Genomic DNA, 17,758 nt, shown 5'->3' on the forward strand with positions numbered 1-17,758 from the left:
GGGAGAAATCGGCGGCAAGTCATTATTATTTCTCGCCAGTTTTCTTACTGCGCCGCTACTGTTGAGCTAGCGCCACGGGTGCTGGTGGGCGCTTTTCCACATGGTGGACTGCGGGGCCGGAACGCCCCAGGTGTGTATCGTGGAAGCTGCTGCCGTGCTTCAGTCCGTAGCCCAGCAGCCTATCGAAGGCAGCATGAAACAGCAGCACGGCGCCGGCCAGCAGCAGAAGCGGCTGCGTGAGCCACCAGCCCGCCGCGCCCACGGCCAGTGCCACGGCTTTGTGGTGCGCGAGGTTGTAGCAGAAGGCGCCCACGCGGGGCCCAGCCAGGTAGCCCAGCATGCTTAGGTCGGGAAGTAGAAATAGGGCCGGCAGCCACCACCATGCGTAGGGCAGCTGCGCAAATACCAGGGTGGCAACCAGCAGCTCGGCAAGTTCTTCAAGTTTGAGCAACGTTTTCATCGGGCAAGGAGTGAAGTGAAACAACCTGCCAAAGGTCAGCCCCCATCAACCCGAAAGTTGTTAACAAACGCTAAGAAACGCGCCCGTCCTCAGCCAGCACCCGCGCCCTTATGCGGCTCAGCGAAACCGGCGTTATGCCCAGATAAGAGGCAATGTACTGCTGCGGAATGCGGGCCGGAATCTTGGTTTTGTGGCTGCGCAGCAAGGCCCGGTAGCGCTCCTCGGGGCTTGAGAGCAACAGTTCGGCCAGCCGGGCATCGGTGCCCAGCAGGTGGTATTCGGCCAGCAGCCGGCCAAACCGCTCATACACCGGAAACGCGTCGTAGAGGCTGCGCAGTACGGCGTAAGGCAGTGCCACCAGCTCGGTAGGGGCCAGCGTCTGAATGCTGAACTGGCTGGGCTGGCCCGTGAGGCAGCTCTGGTAGCTGCCCATCAGGTGGTTTTCGAAAAAGAAGTACGTGGTGCGCTCCTCGCCATCGGGGCGGGTGTAGTAGAGGCGGCACGCCCCGGACAGCACCAGGGCCAGCTCGGAGGATACTGCGCCCTGGGTGGCAAAATCCTGCTTGCGGCGCAGCTGCCGCACAGTCAGGGCAGCGGCCAGCGGCTCCCACTCCGCATCCGTGAGTGGCACAAAGCGGTGAATATAAGCGCGGAGTGGGTGCATGCCGGCAAGATACGCTGCCTGTAGCTTAAGGGCCCGAAACGCGAAACACCCGCTCCGATATGAATCAGAGCGGGTGTTTCTTGTAGTCCGTAGGGGAATCGAACCCCTGTTGGTAGAATGAAAATCTACTGTCCTAACCCCTAGACGAACGGACCATGGTAAACGGCGTTTTCCGTTTTGGTGGTGCAAAGATAGCCACAGCTTGACAGTGGGCAAGAGGTAAGGAATAAAATTTTTGCCTCAACCCGCAAAACTACCTGACAGTCAGCAGGAAATTTTTGCAAAATAGTCGCTGCCGTCCGTATCGGGCACCCGATTTGGCGAAGTACCCCAAGCCCGTTACCTTCGCTGCGCGTTTTCACCGGTCCACTCGGGGCCGATACACTCCCCATTCCCCATACAACTATGGCTAAAATCAAAGTTGCCATTAACGGTTTCGGCCGGATTGGCCGCCTGACGTTCAAAGCGCTGCTCGAGCGTGAGGACGTGGAAGTCGTGGCCATCAACGACCTCACCGATAATAAGACGCTGGCTCACCTGCTCAAGTTTGACTCGGTGCATGGCCGCTTCAACGGTACCGTAACCTATGACGAGAATAGCCTGACCGTAAACGGCAAGCACATTGCGGCTTTGGCCGAGCGTGACCCCAAGCTGCTCCCGTGGGGCGACATGGGCGTGGACGTGGTACTGGAAAGCACGGGCCGCTTCGTGGATGAGGCCGGCGCTGGCCAGCACCTCACCGCAGGCGCCAAGAAAGTGGTTATTTCGGCTCCCGCTACCGGCAACATCCCGACGGTGGTATTGGGCGTGAACGAAGACATCCTGACAGGTTCAGAAACCATCCTCTCCAACGCTTCATGCACCACCAACTGCCTGGCTCCCATGGCTAAGGTGCTGGATGATGCTTTCGGCATCGAGAAAGGCTACATCACTACGGTGCACGCCTACACCTCCGACCAAAACCTGCAGGACGCGCCGCATAAAGACCTGCGCCGCGCCCGCGCTGCTGCCTACAGCATCATCCCCACCAGCACCGGTGCTGCCAAGGCCGTAGGCCTGGTGCTGCCGCAGCTGAAGGGTAAGCTCGATGGAATTGCCATGCGCGTGCCTATTCCGGATGGTTCGACTACGGACCTGACCGTGATTCTGAAGCGCGAGGTGACCAAGGAGGAAATCAACGCGGCCATGAAGGCGGCCGCTGAGGGCTCGATGAAAGGCATCCTGGAATACAGCACCGACCCGCTGGTGAGCATCGACATCGTCGGCAACCCGCACTCGTGCGTGTTCGACTCGGAGCTAACCTCGGCCAACGGTTCGCTGGTGAAAGTAGTAGGCTGGTACGACAACGAAACTGGCTACTCCACCCGCACCGCCGACCTGATCCAGAAGCTGGGCGCGAAGATGAACGGCTAACCCTTCGGGTTTCCGCTGAAGCTACTGAAGCCGCCTGCTCGGGAAACCGGGCAGGCGGCTTTTATTTTGCGTGATAGAAAGCCGGCCCAGGCAGCCGATACGTAAGCGCCCAACAAGAGTATATTTATCGTTCTGTCTACTACCTTCTCATTTCTTCGCTGTGCGCATCTGCTTTATTTTGAACCCAACTTCCGGCACCAACCGCACGCAGGACGTTCCGGCGCTGCTTGCCCGCTACGCTACGGCTGCGGGAGCTGACTTTGAGATTCAGCCCACAACGCACGCCGGGCACGCCGAGCTGCTGGCCCGGCAGGCGGCCGCCGCGGGCTGCCGGGTGGTGGTGGCCGTGGGCGGCGATGGTACCGTAAACGAAGTGGCGCGCGGCCTGCTGGGCACGTCGGCGGCGCTGGGCATTGTGCCGCGCGGCTCCGGCAATGGGCTGGCGCGCCACCTGCACATTCCGCTGGATTTGCCGGGAGCCGTGCGCCGCGCCTGCCAGCCCACTTTCCAGCGCATCGATACGGGTGAAATCAACGGGCGGCCTTTTTTCTGCACGGCCGGGCTGGGGTTTGATGCCCACGTCAGTAAGATGTTTGCGCGGGCCGGCACGCGGGGCCTTAGTACATACATAAAAGTGGCCTTGCGCGAGTATCGACGCTACCGCCCGGTGCCGGTGCAGGTGACGCTGCAGGGGCAGGAGCTGTTCGACACGCATTGCTACGTGCTAGCTTTTGCCAACGCGGCGCAGTACGGCAACAACGCCTATATCGCGCCCCGCGCCAATATTCAGGACGGGTTGCTGGACTTGTGTCTGATTGATGGGTTGTCGTTGCCGCGGGCGGTGCGGGTGGGGCTGGGGCTGGCGCTGGGCACGCTGCCTACCTCGGGCGGGGCGGTGTACCACACCACGCAGCAGGTGCGGGTGCAGTCGGCCACGCCGCTGGGCTTCCACGTGGATGGCGACTACGTGGAGGATGCCACCGATTTTGAGGTGCTGCTGCACCCGCTGGCGCTGGAAGTGGCTGTTTAGTGCAGCAGAAGCAGAAAATTCACTCAGGCGGCGCCTGGCAGTGTCACCACAAACTCGGTGCCGCGGCCTTCTTCAGTTTCGAAAGTAAGCGTGCCGTTGTGGCCGTTGGTGATGATGTCGTAGCTAAGTGAGAGGCCCAGGCCGGTACCTTCGCCGGTGGGTTTGGTGGTGAAAAACGGTTGGAAAACCTTTTGGCGCACCGCCGTCGGAATTCCGTCGCCGTTGTCTTGCACGCCTATCTGCACGGCGCCGGTGGGCAGGCGGCGCGTACGCACGCGCACGGTGGGCTCGAAGCCTACGGGCTGTCGCTGCTGCCGCTTCTGCACGGCATAAAAGGCGTTGGTGAACAGGTTGAGCAGCACACGGCCCAGATCCTGGCCTACGGCGTCCACCTGGCCCACAGCCGGATCGAAGTCGGTGAGGAGCAAGGCATTGAAGGTCTTGTCTTTGGCCCGCAGGCCGTGGTAAGCCAGGCGCAGGTATTCGTCGGTGAGGGTATTAAGGTCGATGGGCTGGCGCTCAGTGCTTTGGGCGCGGGAGTGTTCCAGCATGCCTCGCACAATGCTGGCCGCCCGGTGGCCATGGTGGGTTATCTTCTCCAGATTCTGCCGCAAATCCTGCAGCAGCAACGGCTCCAACTCGGTATTACGGATCGGGTTGTGCTGCTCGGCTTCCAGCTCCTGCACCAACTCCGTGCTGACATCGGCAAAATTGGTAACGAAGTTCAGCGGGTTTTGAATTTCGTGGGCAATACCGGCCGTCAGCTCGCCTAAGGAGGCCATTTTCTCGCTCTGAATCAGCTGGGCCTGGGCATTTTTGAGGGCGGTGAGGGCCTGCTGCAGCTCTTCGGTCTGCTGTTGGAGGGTGGCAGTGCGCTCGGCTACTAGCCGCTCCAGCTCGGCATTCTGAGCTTCTACCAGGCGGCGTGCTTTTTCCTCTTCCTCATGCTGGAGCCGCTCTTTTTCCAGCTGCTTCTTTTGGTTGCGGGCCAGGATGACAAACGTGATAAACCAGATAATAACAAAGCCCTGCGCCGTGTCCACTAATTCGTAATACGTCTTGGACAGGCGGGAGCCAAGCAGTGCCAGCAGCAACTCGGCCACGGCGTGCAGCAGCAGCGGCCCCAGCGCCAGCAGCAGCGTACGGGCCGGGCGGTAGTTGTAGGCCCGTAGCAGCGTGGCGGCCAGTGCCGCGTACACAAACAGGTAATAAAACTCGTCTGCCTGACCGGAAAACCAGCCAGGCAGAAAACTCAACGCAAACAAGACAACTCCGGGCAGCCAGATCCGGCTTAGAAAGGCGTTATGGCGCGGCAGGCGCGAAGGCAGATCCAGGAACCGCCGCAGCAGCCGCACCATCAGCATCGCCATCAGCACCCCAAACACGATGTTGCCATTCACAGAAGGAAGCTGCGACTCAATAACGACGGAGTTAAATAAAACAGCAGCATTCATGAGCATTTGCGCAGAAATGGCAGGACAGCAACTGTCTTCTGACTCAGGGCTTGGCTGGGCCAGGAGGGTAGTAACGCAATAGTGCACCCAGGGGCCAGGCAGGCCTAAGCGGCGGGAGCAAAGACGTGCTTTAAAGATGCAACTATAAATGGTTTTTACTATACTTAAAAGCTCCTTCTTTGCAGCAGCCAGGCACTATAGGATAGCGGGCAGGGTTAGACCGTCCGGGCCGATTCTGCTACATTTCGGACATGAAAGCCGATAAAAACCGCCGGGAAGGCGTGGTGTACTCTACGAATCCCGATTTTGAGTACCAGGATACCAACGAGCCGGCCGCCGTTACGCTGCCCCCGCAGCAGCAGAACCTGCGCGTCCAGCTCGACAAAAAAGCGCGCGGCGGCAAGCAGGTTACGCTCGTCACGGGCTTCGTAGGCCAGGATGCCGACTTGCAGACACTGGGTAAGCTGCTCAAAACCAAGTGCGCCGTGGGCGGCAACGCCAAAGACGGCGAAATCATCATCCAGGGCGACTTCCGCGACAAGGTGATGGCCGTGCTGCTGGAAAAAGGCTACAAAGCCAAGAAGGCTGGTGGGTAGAAAGGAGCCGCACGATTCCCGCCTGCTTTAACCTAGACCGTCATGCTGAGCTTGCCGAAGCATCTCTACTGCAGTGCTAATCTAAAAAGTTAGCCAGCGGTAGAGATGCTTCGACAAGCTCAGCATGACGTTCTGGTGTTATCCGGCTTACTTCCAGCCGCCGCCCAGGACGCGGTACACGTTTACGGAGGCGTTGAGCTGCTGCATCCGGGTTTCGATGAGGTCGAACTTCGATTCCAGGGCGTCTCGCTGGGTGAAGAGGACTTCGGTGTAGTCGGCGCGGGCAGAGCGGAACAGGCTGTTGGAAATGCTGGTGGACTGGTTGAGGGCCAGCACGGCCTTGGCCTTTTCGTTGTAGCTCTGCTGCAGGTTGTTGAGGCTGGCCAGCTGGTTGGCTACTTCCACGTAGGCGTTCAGGATGGTGCGCTCGTAGTTGTAGGCCGCCTGAATCTGCACGGCGTTGGCGTTGCCGTACACGGCCTTGATGCCGTTGCGGTTCACTAATGGCGCCACCAAGTCACCGGCCAGGGAGTACAGCATACTCTCGGGCGTGGTGAACAGCAGCCCGGGCTTGAAGGCTCCGAAGCCGGCCCCGCCGGTGATGCGCAGCGCCGGGTAGAAGTTGGCCCGCGCCACCTGAATATCCAGCTTGGCGGCGGCCAGCTGCTGCTCGGCCTGCCGGATATCGGGGCGATTATGCAGCAGCTGGGCCGGCACGCCGGCCTGTACCGGGGCAGGCAGCAGCTCATTGAACGCCGCCGAGTTGCGGGCAATGGGCTGGGGGTAGCGGCCGGCCAGGAAATTGAGGCGGTTCTCGGTTTCCGTAATGCGCTGCTGAATGCCGTACTGCAGGCTGCGGGTGTTGTGCAGCTGGGCCTCGAAGCGCTGCACGGCCAGCTCGGTGGTGCGGGCCGACTCCTTCTGCAGCTTCACCAGCTCCAGGGCGTTGGTCTGCAGCTCGATGTTCTGGCGCACGATGGCCAGCTGATTATCCAGGGCCAGCAGTTCGTAGTAGGAGGTGGCAATTTCGCCAATCAGGTTCGTGACCGTGAAGTTGCGGCCTTCCACCGTGGCCAAGTAGCGCAGCGCGGCCGACTTGCGGGCGTTGCGCAGCTTGTGCCAGATGTCCACCTCCCAGCTGGCAAACGCCCCGATCTGGTAGTTGGGCAGCGGGTTGGGGTTGCGGTGCTCGGGCCGGATGTTGATGGCTTCCTCGATGGCTCCTTGTAGCGTGTTTTTGCTGGCCCGCGCCGTTTCGGCCTTCACCCCCAAACCCACGAAGGGCAGGTACTCGCCCTTGCGGATCTGCACCTCGTTGCGGGCAATCTGAATTTCCTGCAGTGAGATGTTCAGCTCCTGGTTGCGCTGCAGGGCCGTATCGATGAGGCCCACCAGGTTGGGGTCGGTGAAGAACTGCCGCCACTGGTTGCGGGCGGTGTTGGTGCTGTCCGGGGTGGTGGTAGCGTAGGTGGTGGGTACCGGCCGGCCGGCGGCCTTGGTGGCCAGCTCGGGCATTTTGCACGCCCCCACCGACAAGGCCAGCACCGCGGCGCTCAGCCCCTGATAAATGCGTTTGTTAAGCATGACTATGGCTCGGAACTTCTTCATCAACTAATACGTGCGGCTCAAACTCCGACAGCGGGTTCTCATTCTCATCATCAATCAGCTTGCGGCCGGCGGCCATGGTGCCGAAGATGTAGTACAGGCCGGGCACGATAATCACCCCGAACACGGTGCCGAACAGCATGCCGCCCAGCGCCGCCGTACCAATGGTGCGGTTGCCGATGGCACCCGCGCCGTGGGCTAGTACCAGCGGAATCAGGCCGGCAATGAAGGCGAAGGAGGTCATCAGAATGGGCCGGAAACGTACTTTCGCGCCCTCAATGGCGGCTTCGCGCACGCTCATGCCTTCCTCGTGCTTCTGCACCGCAAACTCCACAATTAGCACGGCGTTTTTGCCCAGCAAACCCACCAGCATCACGAGGCCCACCTGGGCGTAGATGTTGTTGGCCAGGCCCATGGTTTTGATGAGCAGGAAGGAGCCGAAAATCCCGGCCGGCAGGCTCAGAATCACGGACAGCGGCAGGAGGAAGCTCTCGTACTGCGCGGCCAGCACCAGGTACACGAACACAATCACGACCAGGAAGATGTAGATGGCCTCGTTGCCGCGGCCCACTTCGTCCTTTGAGAGGCCACCCCAGTCGATATCGTAGCCGCGGGGCAGGGTTTTGGCGGCCACTTCCTGCACCGCCTTGATGGCCTCGCCGGAGCTGTAGCCCTGGGCCGCGTCGCCGCGGATGGAGGCCGTGGGATACATGTTGTAGCGGTTGATTTCGTTGGCGCCCTGGCCTTTCACAATCTTCATGAAGGCCGACATCGGCACCATTTCGCCCTTGTCGTTCTTCACCCACAGGTCCAAAATGTCCTTGGGCAGGCGGCGGTACTCCGGCGAGGCCTGCACGAACACCTTGAAGAAGCGCTGGTACTTAATGAAACCCAGCTCGTAGGTCGAGCCCACCATGATGCTCAGCGTGTTCATGGCGTTGCCGATGCTCACGCCCTTCTGCATGGCCAGCTGGTTATCAATCTGCAACTCGTACTGCGGATAGTTAGCCGAGAAAAAGGTAAACAGACCGGCCAGCTCCTTGCGTTTCTGCAGCGCGGCCATGAACTCCTCGTTTACTTTTTCCAGGGCTTTGTAGTCGCCGGTGGCGGTTTTGTCGAGCAGCTGCAGCTGGAAGCCGCCGGCCGCGCCGTAGCCGGGTACTGCCGGTGGCTCGAAGAACTCGATGGTCGCGCCGGGAATTTCCTTGGCCTTTTCTTCCAGGGACATAATCACGTCGTGTACCGATTCCTTGCGTTCATTCCAGGGCTTGAGGCTGATAATGCAGGTACCGGCGTTGGAGCCGCGGCCTTCGGTTAGAATCTCGTAGCCGGCCAGCGTGGATATGCTCTCGATGCCGGGTACTTTCTCGGCCAGCTGCTGCAGGCGCTGCGACAGGTCGTTGGTGCGCTCCAGGGTGGAGCCGGGCGGCGTCTGGAGCACGGCGTAAATCATGCCCTGGTCTTCGGCCGGAATAAAGCCCGAGGGCAGGGTAGTGGAGATACCGAAGATGCCCAGCCCGAAGGCAATGAGCACCGTGAAGGTGAGCACGCGGCGGTCTACTACCTTTTCCAGCAGGTTGGTGTAGCGGCCGGTCAGGCGCTCGAAGCCGCGGTTAAACCAGTCGATAAACCGGTTGATGGGCGTTTTCTTGCGGGGCTGGCCGTGGTTGTTCTTCAGAATCATGGCGCAGAGCACCGGCGTCAGCGTCAGGGCCACGATGCCCGAAATGACGATGCTGGCGGCCATGGTAATGGAGAACTGGCGGTAGAAAATGCCCACCGGCCCGCTCATGAAGGCCACCGGCACGAACACGGCCGTCATCAGGATGGTAATGGCAATGATGGCCCCGCTGATTTCCCCAATTACTTCGCGCACCGCGCCATAGGGCGACAGGTGCTTCTCCTCCATCTTGGCGTGCACGGCTTCCACCACTACAATGGCGTCATCCACCACAATACCGATGGCCAGCACCAGCGCAAACAGCGTTATCATGTTGATGGTGAGCCCAAACGCCTGCATAGCCATGAACGCGCCCACCAACGACACCGGCACGGCAAGTATCGGAATCAGCGTAGAGCGCCAGTCGCCGAGGAACAGGAACACCACCAGGGCCACCAGAATAAAGGCGTCGCGCAGGGTGTGGATTACGTTTTCGGTGGAGGCGTCGAGGAAGTTCGACACGTCGTAGCTGATCTTGTAGTCCATGCCGGGGGGCATGGTTTTCTTCAGCTCCTCCAGCTTGGTTTTTACGCTCTTGATTACGTCGAGGGCGTTGGAGCCGTAGGTTTGCTTGAGCATGATGGCCGCCGAAGGGTAGCCGTCGAGGTTGGAGTAGATGTCGTAGAACTCCGAACCCAGCTCCACGTTGGCCACGTCCTTGAGACGCAGCGTTTCACCGTTGGCGTTGGCCTTGATGATGACGTTCTTGTACTCCTCCACGTCGTTGAAGCGGCCCTTGTAGGTCAGCACGTACTCCAGCGCCGAGGCCTCCTTGCCGTCGGAGCGGCCGATGCGGCCCGGCGAGCCAATCACGCTCTGGTCGTTGAGGGCCTCCATCACGTCATCTACCGACAGGTTGTAGGCCCGCATGCGGTCCGGCTTCAGCCACACGCGCATGGCGTATTGGCGGGAGCCCAGAATGCTGGCCCGGCCCACGCCATCGATGCGCTGGATTTCGGGCAGCATGTTCACCCCGGCAAAGTTGAAGAGGTACCGCATGTCGGTATTCTTGTCTTTGCTGTAGAGGTTGACGTACATGAGCATATTGGGCACCACGCGGTTCACCACCACGCCCTCGCGCTGCACCAGCACCGGCAAACGGTTCAAAATCTGCGCAATGCGCGTATTCACGTTCACCACGGCCTGCTCGGGGTCGGTGCCCAGGTTGAACACAATCTGGATGTTGGCCTCGCCGGCCGATACGGCGTCGGAGGTCATGTACTTCATGCCGGGCACGCCATTAATGGCCTGCTCCAGCGGGATAAGTACCGACTCCGTGAGCACCTTGGCGCTGGCGCCCGGATACGCCGTACTCACCATCACCATCGGCGGCGAAATCTCGGGGAACTGGGACGTTGGCAACGTATTGATTGCCAGAATACCCAGGAACATGATTACCACCGAAATAACGATGGCAAACACGGGTCGGCGAATGAATTTACTGAACATGAAATGAGGAGCTGTTCGTGACTATTGGGGCGTCATGCTGAGCGCAGCGGAGCGGAGTCGAAGCATCTCTACCGCTTCGTTAGATTACTGCTGCAACGAAGCGGTAGAGATGCTTCGACTGCGCCTCCGGCTTCGCTCAGCATGACGGTCTGCCTCTGAAGCAAGGTTCTATTCCGAATACACTTTCAGGTGCGAAATCACCGACTTCGGCTCCGCGTAGGTGAAGCGGATTTTGTCGCCTTCCTTCACCTTGCGGATGCCTTCGAGCATGATTTTGTCGGTGGCTTTCAGGCCGGCCGAGATGATGTAGAGGTCGGGCATTTCGGAGGCCACGGTTACCTCGGTCTGGTGCACTTTCTTCTTCTCGTCCACCACATACACGAACTTCTTCTCCAGCACCTCAAAAGTGGCTTTCTGCGGGATGATGAGGGCGTTTTTCAACGGCACGGTCATCAGGACCGAGCCGGTTTCGCCGTTGCGCAGCAGGCCGTCGGGGTTGGGGAAGGTGGCCCGGAAGGCGATGTTGCCGGTTTCGTTGTTGAAGTCGGCCTCGATGGTCTGCACCACGCCGGGGTATTTGAACTCCTCGTTGTCGGCCATGCGCAGCTTCACCTTGGTTTCGGCTTCGGTGCGGGCGTGGGCTTTGTAGGCCAGGTACTCGGCCTCGGGCACGTTGAAGTACACCCACATCTTGCTGTTGTCGGAAAGCGTCGTGAGCAGGTCGCCCTCATCCACCAGGCTTCCCAGGCGGGCCTGGAAGTGGTCCATCATGCCGCTGAATGGGGCCCGGATGGTAGTGAAATCGAGGTGGGTTTTGGCCAGCCCGACTTCGGCGTTGGCCTTGTCGAGCTTGGCCTGGGCCAGGGCCAGCTCACTGCCCGATACAATGTTCTTATCGGCCAGCTTCTTGGTGTTCTGGTATTCCAGGCTCACGTAGCTGGCCTCGGCCTTCGACTTCTGCAGCTCGGCCTTGTACACCATCGGCATGATCTGGAACATCAGCTGCCCCTCGCGCACGGCCTGGCCTTCATCCACGTAGATTTTCTGGAGGTAGCCCTTTTCCAGCGCCCGCACCTCAATGTGCTGGTAGGCGTGAATCTGCGACACGTACTCCTTGGTGATGGTCGTGTCTTTCTGGAGCGGGCTGGTGACGAGGAACTTGATTTTCTCCTCTTTCTCCTTGTGTTCCTTGGAGCAGCTAGTGCCGCCGTACAGTACGCCCACGCCCATGAGCGTCAGCAAAAACCTTGTTTTCATATGCGCGTTGCGTGCCATCCTTATTTGAATGGGACAAAGCAACCGCCAGCTTCATGAAGGCCGAATGAAGCGTGAAAACTCTATCGTATTACGAAACGATAGGCTTAGTGCGCTCTATAATCTCTCTGATCCACGGATACTCCGGCAGCTGTGCCAGCCGCTGTAGCAACTCCGGCGGCAGGCCCGTCGGCCCCGCCAACGCCCCGGCCACCTGCCCCGCCAGGGAGGCATTGGTATCCGTGTCGCCCCCAGTAGCAATAAGTTGCTGCAATAGCCGCGTCAATCCCAATCCCCTGATTTTAGTGGCGCAGAACAGGGCGAACGGTACCGAATTGACGACGTGCCCGTTGTTGCCCAGCTGGGCGGCCTCGGCAATTGTGGCGTTGGCCGGGTAGAAGCTCAGCTCCCGCAGTCGGTCCGTGAGGTTGGTATCCGGTAGGTCCGGCAGCAGCAGTGCCAGTAGGTTATTATGGCCGGTCCAGGTGTGGTCTAAAGCAGCCCGAATGGCTAGGTACACGGCCAGCGTACCAGCATAAGCATCCTCATTTTGGTGCGTGAGGTAGCAGGCGTCGTAAATAGTGTGCCGGGTGGTGGCGGGGTAAAAGGCGAAGGGCGCAATACGCATAGCCGCCCCGTTGCCCGCCGCGTACTGCCCCCGGCGGCCGGTCTGCGTCCAGGACATTTCCGCCTCCGCGTTGCGGATGGCTTGCAGCGTACTGGCCCCAAGGCCAGTGGGCCGCCCTTGTTGGTAGTAGGACACAAACTGCTGCCCCAGCCGGGTGGGGTCAAAGGGGCCGGCTGCCAGCACTTCGCAAGTGGCCAGTGTCAGCTGCGTATCGTCGGTAATGGCCCAACGCCGGATTGGAGCCGGCTTACCGCCGAGGTAAAAAGTAGGTGTGTTGTCGGCGTGCGGCGCGTTTTCGAAGCTGCTACCCCAGGCATCCCCAATGGCCCCGGCCAGCAAACAGGCTTCAAATTTTTCACGTAGCATAGAATGGTTGTATAAAGTCAGCCGATGAACCGGGTCGGCGGCTGTATTTAGCGTTGCAGCTTTTTGAACAACGCGGGCATCGTCGCTGGGTCGATGGCATTCATATCCAGCAGCCGTAACGCCTTTACCATATGCAGCGTTGAGGTTTTGTATTTCTGAAAATGGGGCGTTTTCAGGTGCGCCTGATACGCTTCCTGATTCGCATATATCTCCAGAATTCGGATCTGCTGCGGGGCCGCCTGCTGCTGCATCGGATAGATGGAAATAACCCCGGGCTCCAACCGCACCGATGCTGCCGACTCCTCCCGCAGAATGGCGATATACTCGGCCAAGTAACGGGGCTCGATTTCCAGCTCTGATAGCCGGATAAGCATGTTTTGCGGCGCGGTATCCTGCGCTTTGCCCAGAGAGCTACTGCACGCATAGGCCAAAAGCGTCCCCAAAATTACGGCCGGAAGTATGGTTGCTGGTTTCATAAGTGCTGCGTTATGTACTGTGCTTACGCAAGGACTCTCAGTCTGGCTCACGCGCGGCAAAATCTGCGCGGTAGCTACCTTTTTGAGGCACCTATGGTAGCTATTTTCAAGGGAAGCAAATGAAAGGCGGCACCCCAGACTTGTTATTGGTCACCAACCATACGACTGCCAAAGTAAGCCGTACGGCGAGAACACACGTGCCAAAAATCAATACCGCAGGTAAACCGGGCAACAGAACGGTAGCAAAACCCCCGGCAACAACGCAACTTGCAGCCGGCATTCCCTGACCCTTGGCCCGGTGGGCCGAACCACTTTTATTCCCACCTTCTCCGCATGAATATTTCCACTATTTCCTTTCTGCCCGCCGCTCGCCGGGGCCTGCTGCTGGCGCTGCTGGCGTGGGGCGCCACGGCCCAGGCCGAAGACATCCAGTCGCCGAACAAGCAGCTGACACTGAGCGTGAACGTGCAGGCCAACGGCGTGCCCACCTACAGCCTGAGCTACAAGGGCCGGCCAGTGCTCAACACCAGCAAGCTGGGTTTGGAGCTGCAAAACGCGGTAGCCCTCACCAGCGGCTTCACCCAAACTGCCGCCACCCGCCGCTCCGTGGATGAGAGCTGGAACCCAGTGTGGGGCGAAGTGAAAACGATCCGCAACCACTACAATGAGCTGGCCGTGACGCTCACCCAGCCTGCTACCAAGCGCGAAATGCGGGTGCGGTTCCGGCTGTTTGACGACGGCCTGGGCTTCCGCTACGAATTTCCGCGCCAGCCCGAACTGGGCTACTTCGTGGTGAAGGAAGAGAAAACCCAGTTTGCCCTCAACGGCGACCACAAAGCCTTTTGGTTGCCCGGCGACTACGACACCCAAGAGTACAGCACCGTCACGTCGAATCTGTCACAGGTGCGCGGGCTGATGAAGGCCTCGACCACGCCCAACGCCTCCCAAACGCCGTTTTCGGCTACCGGCCTGCAAACGCCGCTCATGCTCAAGCGCCCCGATGGGCTATACGTGAACATCCACGAGGCAGGCCTGATCGACTACTCGGCCATGCACCTGGAGCTGGACGATAAGACGTTCGTGCTGGAGTCGCACCTGACTCCCGACGCGGTGGGCAACAAGGGCTACCTGCAGACGCCCTGCCAGTCGCCATGGCGCACGGTGATTGTCAGCGACAAAGCGGCCGACATTCTGCAGTCCAAGCTGGTGCTCAACCTCAACGAGCCTACCCAGTTCAAGGACGTGTCCTGGATCAAGCCCGTGAAATACGTGGGCGTGTGGTGGGAGATGATTACGGGCAAAAGCTCGTGGTCGTATACCAACCAGGATAATATTAAGCTCGACTCCATCGACTACAAAACCGTAAAGCCCAACGGCACCCACGCCGCCAACACCGCCCACGTGAAGGAGTACATCGACTTCGCCGCCAAGCACGGGTTTGACGCCGTGCTGGTGGAAGGCTGGAACACCGGCTGGGAAGACTGGTTTGGCAAACACAAGGACTACGTGTTCGACTTCGTGACGCCCTACCCCGACTTCGACGTGAAGGAGCTGCACCGCTACGCCGAGAGCAAAGGCGTGAAGATGATGATGCACCACGAAACCTCGGGCTCGGTGCGCAACTACGAGCGGCACCTGGAAAAGGCATTCCAGTTCATGAACGACAACGGCTACAACGCCGTGAAAACCGGCTACGTCGGTGACGTGCTGCCGCTGGGTGAGCACCACTACGGGCAGTGGCTGATCAACCATTACAACTACGTGCTGGAGCAGGCTGCCGAGCACAAAATCATGGTGAACGGCCACGAAGCTGTGCGCCCCACCGGCCTGAGCCGCACCTTCCCGAACCTAATTGGCAACGAGGCCGCCCGCGGCACCGAGTACGAAGCATTCGGCGGCAACAACGCCGACCACACCACCATTCTGCCCTTCACCCGCCTCATCGGTGGCCCGATGGACTACACGCCGGGCATCTTCGAGACGAAAGTCAGCAAGCTCAACCCCAGCAACAACTCCTTCGTCCACACCACTCTGGCCCGGCAGCTGGCCCTCTACGTGACCATGTACAGCCCGCTGCAAATGGCCGCCGACCTGCCCGAGCACTACAACCAGCACCTCGACGCCTTCCAGTTCATCAAGGACGTGGCCGTGGATTGGGACGACACCAAAGTGCTGGAAGCCGAGCCCGGCGACTACATCACCTACGCTCGCAAAGCCAAGGGCAAGAGCAGCTGGTTTATCGGCAGCACCTGCGACGAACAGGGCCGCACCTCCAAAATCGACCTAAGCTTTCTGGATTCCGGCAAGAAGTACGTGGCCACCATCTACGCTGATGCCAAGGACGCGCACTACGAGAAAAACCCGAAAGCCTACACCATCCGCAAGCTCAACGTGACGCGCAAATCCAAGCTCACGCAGTATTGCGCCCCCGGCGGCGGCTACGCCATCAGCGTGGTAGAAGCCGGTAAATAGGGCTGAACCACTACTATAAGAAGCCCCGGCGGGGCGGCCTACCACGCAAGGGGTGAGGCTGCTCCGCCGGGGCTTTTGGCGTCTGGGGCGGCCGCTCTGCCAGCCACGGAGCTACCCGAAAAAGCAGCACTTTTCCGTTGTTGTATGAAGTCAGAAAGCGTAGCTTTACTGCAATTCCGGAACTCCGGCCAACCTATTAGTTAGTGCTTATTATGAACGCTAGGCGCGTTGTAGCATCCCTGCTGTGGGCGCTGCTGCTGTTGTGCGGCAGCTGCCGCTTCACCCCCGAAGAAATTCCGGCTACTGTTACTACCAAAGCCACGCCGCAGCACCGGCGCGTACCAGGTACTCACATGCTGCTGGCCACTCCCGCCGAGTACAAGTTCAATCCTCAGGAGCAACTGCTACGCCTCAATCCGCTGCAGTTTGTGCAGGTGGTAGAAATGCCTGGGGTGAATTTTGCCGCGTATCTGACGCAGCTGCAGAAAGAACTGGCCGGCCAGCCCGATATTCCGGCCACGGCTTTGCGCCGCCTCACCTACAACGGCCTTCCAGCCGTGTTCCTGACGCAGCCTTACCGCCGCGGGCCCGGTCTGACGGCCGCTTTGCTGGCTTTCGGCGACAGTAGCCGCGTGACGCTGCTGGTCGGGGTGTATCCGAAAATGTTGCCCGGTGCAGCCGCAGATTGCCAGCAGATACTGCTCACGGCGCACTACGACCCCGCCGTGAAAGTGCAGCAACAGGAGGCGCTAGGCTTCCAAGCCAACATGTTGGATACTGACTTCCGGCAGCTAAGCCCGCAGCTCGGGCGCTGGACGGTCTATGCGCCCCAGGGCCGCATCGGGGCTGAAGGCGACACGGCGCACGCCACGCTGTTTCGGGTAACAACGCTGCCGCCCGTTGCCGAGCGCACAACAATTCAGGACATAGCCCTGTCCATCATCCGGGAATACCGTACGGTGGCTAGCGTGGATAACGTGCAGGAAATCAACGGCACCATCAACGGCCACTACGCCTACGAAAACGTGATAACCTTCAACTACGCGGGCAAGGAAGGCCGGGCCCTAGTGCTGCTGCTGAGCACCCCCAGCGGGATAATCGTATTCGACGGCCGCGCCTATGAACAGCCCGAAGTGCGGCTGGAGCAGTTCATGCGCCTTGCCAAAGCCATTCGGCTGGCGCCATCCTCGTCTTAGCCCAGCCGCCCAGGGAATTGGAAGCAGCAGGTAGATTAACTCAGGAAATCAGTTCCTGCTCGCCAGATACCGCAACGCCCGCTCTACGTCTTCCGGCGTGTCGATGCCGATAGTTTCCAGCGTGGTTTCGGCCGTTTGGATGCGGTAGCCGGCTTCCAGCCAGCGCAGCTGCTCCAGGCTCTCGGCCAGCTCCAGTGGCGAGGGTGGGAGCTGGGTAATGCTGTGCAGTACATCGGGGCGGTAGGCGTAGAGACCGATGTGGCGCAGGTAGCCGTGGTGCTGCAGCCACTCGGCCGGCGCGTGCTGACGCTGGTAGGGCAGGGGGTGGCGGCTGAAATATAGAGCCTCGCCCTGGGCGTTCAGCACCACTTTGGGCAAGTGCGGGCTGAACAATTCCTCCTTGCTGATTACCGGCTTCACCAGCGTGGCCAGCTGCGGCGGCTCGGGCACCGCAAACAGCTGCACTAGCGCGTCAATCTGGCTGGGGTGGATAAAGGGCTCGTCGCCCTGAATGTTGATGATGCAGTCGGCCTGTACACCTAGCTGCTCGTAGGCGTCGCGCACCCGGTCGGTGCCACTGGGGTGGTCGGGGTTGGTCAACACGGCCTCGCCGCCGAAGCTGTGCACGTGCGCCAGAATGCGCTGGTCGTCGGTGGCCACTACCACCCGGCTGAGGTTGGATTGTTGGGCCTGGCGCACTACCCGCTCAATCATGGAGTGGCCGCCGAGGTCCACGAGGGGCTTGCCGGGCAGGCGGGTGGAGGCGAAGCGGGCGGGAATGATACCGATGGCAAGCATAATGGGAGGGAGTAGCGCAAAGTTTTAGCTGCGCGAATGATTTAAACGAGTATTGCTACAGACGGAAGCCAGCAACGGCGCGCCAAGCAGAAGCAGAAATTGCGCGCTTCCATCTTCAAAACAAACAATAAAAAGCGGCACTGATACCGTAAGGCTCGGCTACTGCGCCCGAATGCC

The 17,758-nt window shown here is 60.1% G+C and carries 14 protein-coding genes and 1 tRNA gene; 5 read left to right on the top strand and 10 right to left on the bottom strand.

Features of this window, described 5'->3' with window-relative positions; all coding sequences use genetic code 11:
* Positions 1 to 55: 55 nt before the first annotated feature.
* From H8B14_RS10515 to H8B14_RS10525, 3 genes are all read right to left on the bottom strand, one after another.
* Positions 56 to 460 (bottom strand): DUF4260 domain-containing protein, encoded by a 405-nt coding sequence (locus tag H8B14_RS10515; protein ID WP_187315593.1) that lies wholly within the window; start codon positions 458 to 460, stop codon positions 56 to 58.
* A gap of 70 nt (positions 461 to 530) precedes the next feature.
* A complete protein-coding gene (locus H8B14_RS10520) occupies positions 531 to 1,124 on the bottom strand; it encodes a Crp/Fnr family transcriptional regulator (RefSeq protein WP_187315594.1) in 594 nt (197 codons plus the stop codon).
* Between the two features lie 83 nt (positions 1,125 to 1,207).
* Positions 1,208 to 1,279, bottom strand: a tRNA-Glu gene (locus H8B14_RS10525).
* Between the two features lie 250 nt (positions 1,280 to 1,529).
* Between H8B14_RS10525 and gap the strand changes: the two genes are divergently transcribed.
* Together gap and H8B14_RS10535 are read left to right on the top strand one after the other, a co-directional pair.
* Entirely contained in the window at positions 1,530 to 2,537 is a 1,008-nt protein-coding gene (gene gap, locus H8B14_RS10530) for a type I glyceraldehyde-3-phosphate dehydrogenase (protein ID WP_187315595.1), read from the top strand.
* Positions 2,538 to 2,697: 160 nt separating this feature from the next.
* The gene (locus H8B14_RS10535) at positions 2,698 to 3,567 is read left to right on the top strand and encodes a diacylglycerol/lipid kinase family protein (protein WP_315984819.1); all 870 of its coding nucleotides are present in this window, start codon (positions 2,698 to 2,700) and stop codon (positions 3,565 to 3,567) included.
* Positions 3,568 to 3,590: 23 nt separating this feature from the next.
* Here the strand turns inward: H8B14_RS10535 and H8B14_RS10540 are convergent, their stop codons facing one another.
* Positions 3,591 to 5,021 (bottom strand): ATP-binding protein, encoded by a 1,431-nt coding sequence (locus H8B14_RS10540; protein ID WP_261989964.1) that lies wholly within the window; start codon positions 5,019 to 5,021, stop codon positions 3,591 to 3,593.
* 251 nt (positions 5,022 to 5,272) lie between these two features.
* Between H8B14_RS10540 and H8B14_RS10545 the strand changes: the two genes are divergently transcribed.
* The gene (locus H8B14_RS10545; protein ID WP_187315597.1) at positions 5,273 to 5,617 is read left to right on the top strand and encodes a translation initiation factor; all 345 of its coding nucleotides are present in this window, start codon (positions 5,273 to 5,275) and stop codon (positions 5,615 to 5,617) included.
* 147 nt (positions 5,618 to 5,764) lie between these two features.
* Here the strand turns inward: H8B14_RS10545 and H8B14_RS10550 are convergent, their stop codons facing one another.
* From H8B14_RS10550 to H8B14_RS10570, 5 genes are all read right to left on the bottom strand, one after another.
* Entirely contained in the window at positions 5,765 to 7,201 is a 1,437-nt protein-coding gene (locus tag H8B14_RS10550) for a TolC family protein (protein ID WP_187315598.1), read from the bottom strand.
* Positions 7,194 to 10,391: an efflux RND transporter permease subunit gene (locus H8B14_RS10555; RefSeq protein ID WP_187315599.1), complete on the bottom strand. Its 3,198-nt coding sequence runs from the start codon at positions 10,389 to 10,391 to the stop codon at positions 7,194 to 7,196. Before H8B14_RS10555 ends, H8B14_RS10550 begins: the two co-directional genes overlap by 8 nt.
* A gap of 168 nt (positions 10,392 to 10,559) precedes the next feature.
* Positions 10,560 to 11,648, bottom strand: a complete 1,089-nt coding sequence (locus tag H8B14_RS10560; protein WP_187315600.1) for an efflux RND transporter periplasmic adaptor subunit — start codon at positions 11,646 to 11,648, stop codon at positions 10,560 to 10,562.
* A gap of 88 nt (positions 11,649 to 11,736) precedes the next feature.
* Complete coding sequence (locus H8B14_RS10565; RefSeq protein ID WP_187315601.1) at positions 11,737 to 12,639, bottom strand: ADP-ribosylglycohydrolase family protein; 903 nt, start codon at positions 12,637 to 12,639, stop codon at positions 11,737 to 11,739.
* Positions 12,640 to 12,686: 47 nt separating this feature from the next.
* Positions 12,687 to 13,013, bottom strand: coding sequence for a putative quinol monooxygenase (locus tag H8B14_RS10570; RefSeq protein ID WP_187315602.1), 327 nt, complete (start codon positions 13,011 to 13,013; stop codon positions 12,687 to 12,689).
* A 435-nt stretch (positions 13,014 to 13,448) separates the two neighbouring features.
* Here H8B14_RS10570 and H8B14_RS10575 point away from each other — a divergent pair, with 435 nt between their 5' ends.
* Together H8B14_RS10575 and H8B14_RS10580 are read left to right on the top strand one after the other, a co-directional pair.
* Positions 13,449 to 15,587, top strand: coding sequence for a glycoside hydrolase family 97 protein (locus H8B14_RS10575; protein ID WP_187315603.1), 2,139 nt, complete (start codon positions 13,449 to 13,451; stop codon positions 15,585 to 15,587).
* A gap of 212 nt (positions 15,588 to 15,799) precedes the next feature.
* Entirely contained in the window at positions 15,800 to 16,783 is a 984-nt protein-coding gene (locus tag H8B14_RS10580) for a hypothetical protein (protein WP_187315604.1), read from the top strand.
* 48 nt (positions 16,784 to 16,831) lie between these two features.
* On the opposite strand, the gene kdsB is transcribed toward H8B14_RS10580, so the two are convergent.
* Complete coding sequence (kdsB, locus tag H8B14_RS10585) at positions 16,832 to 17,581, bottom strand: 3-deoxy-manno-octulosonate cytidylyltransferase (RefSeq protein WP_187315605.1); 750 nt, start codon at positions 17,579 to 17,581, stop codon at positions 16,832 to 16,834.
* Positions 17,582 to 17,758 lie beyond the last annotated feature (177 nt).

Source organism: Hymenobacter puniceus (assembly GCF_014333525.1).
In the GTDB taxonomy this organism is placed as follows: Bacteria; Bacteroidota; Bacteroidia; order Cytophagales; family Hymenobacteraceae; genus Hymenobacter.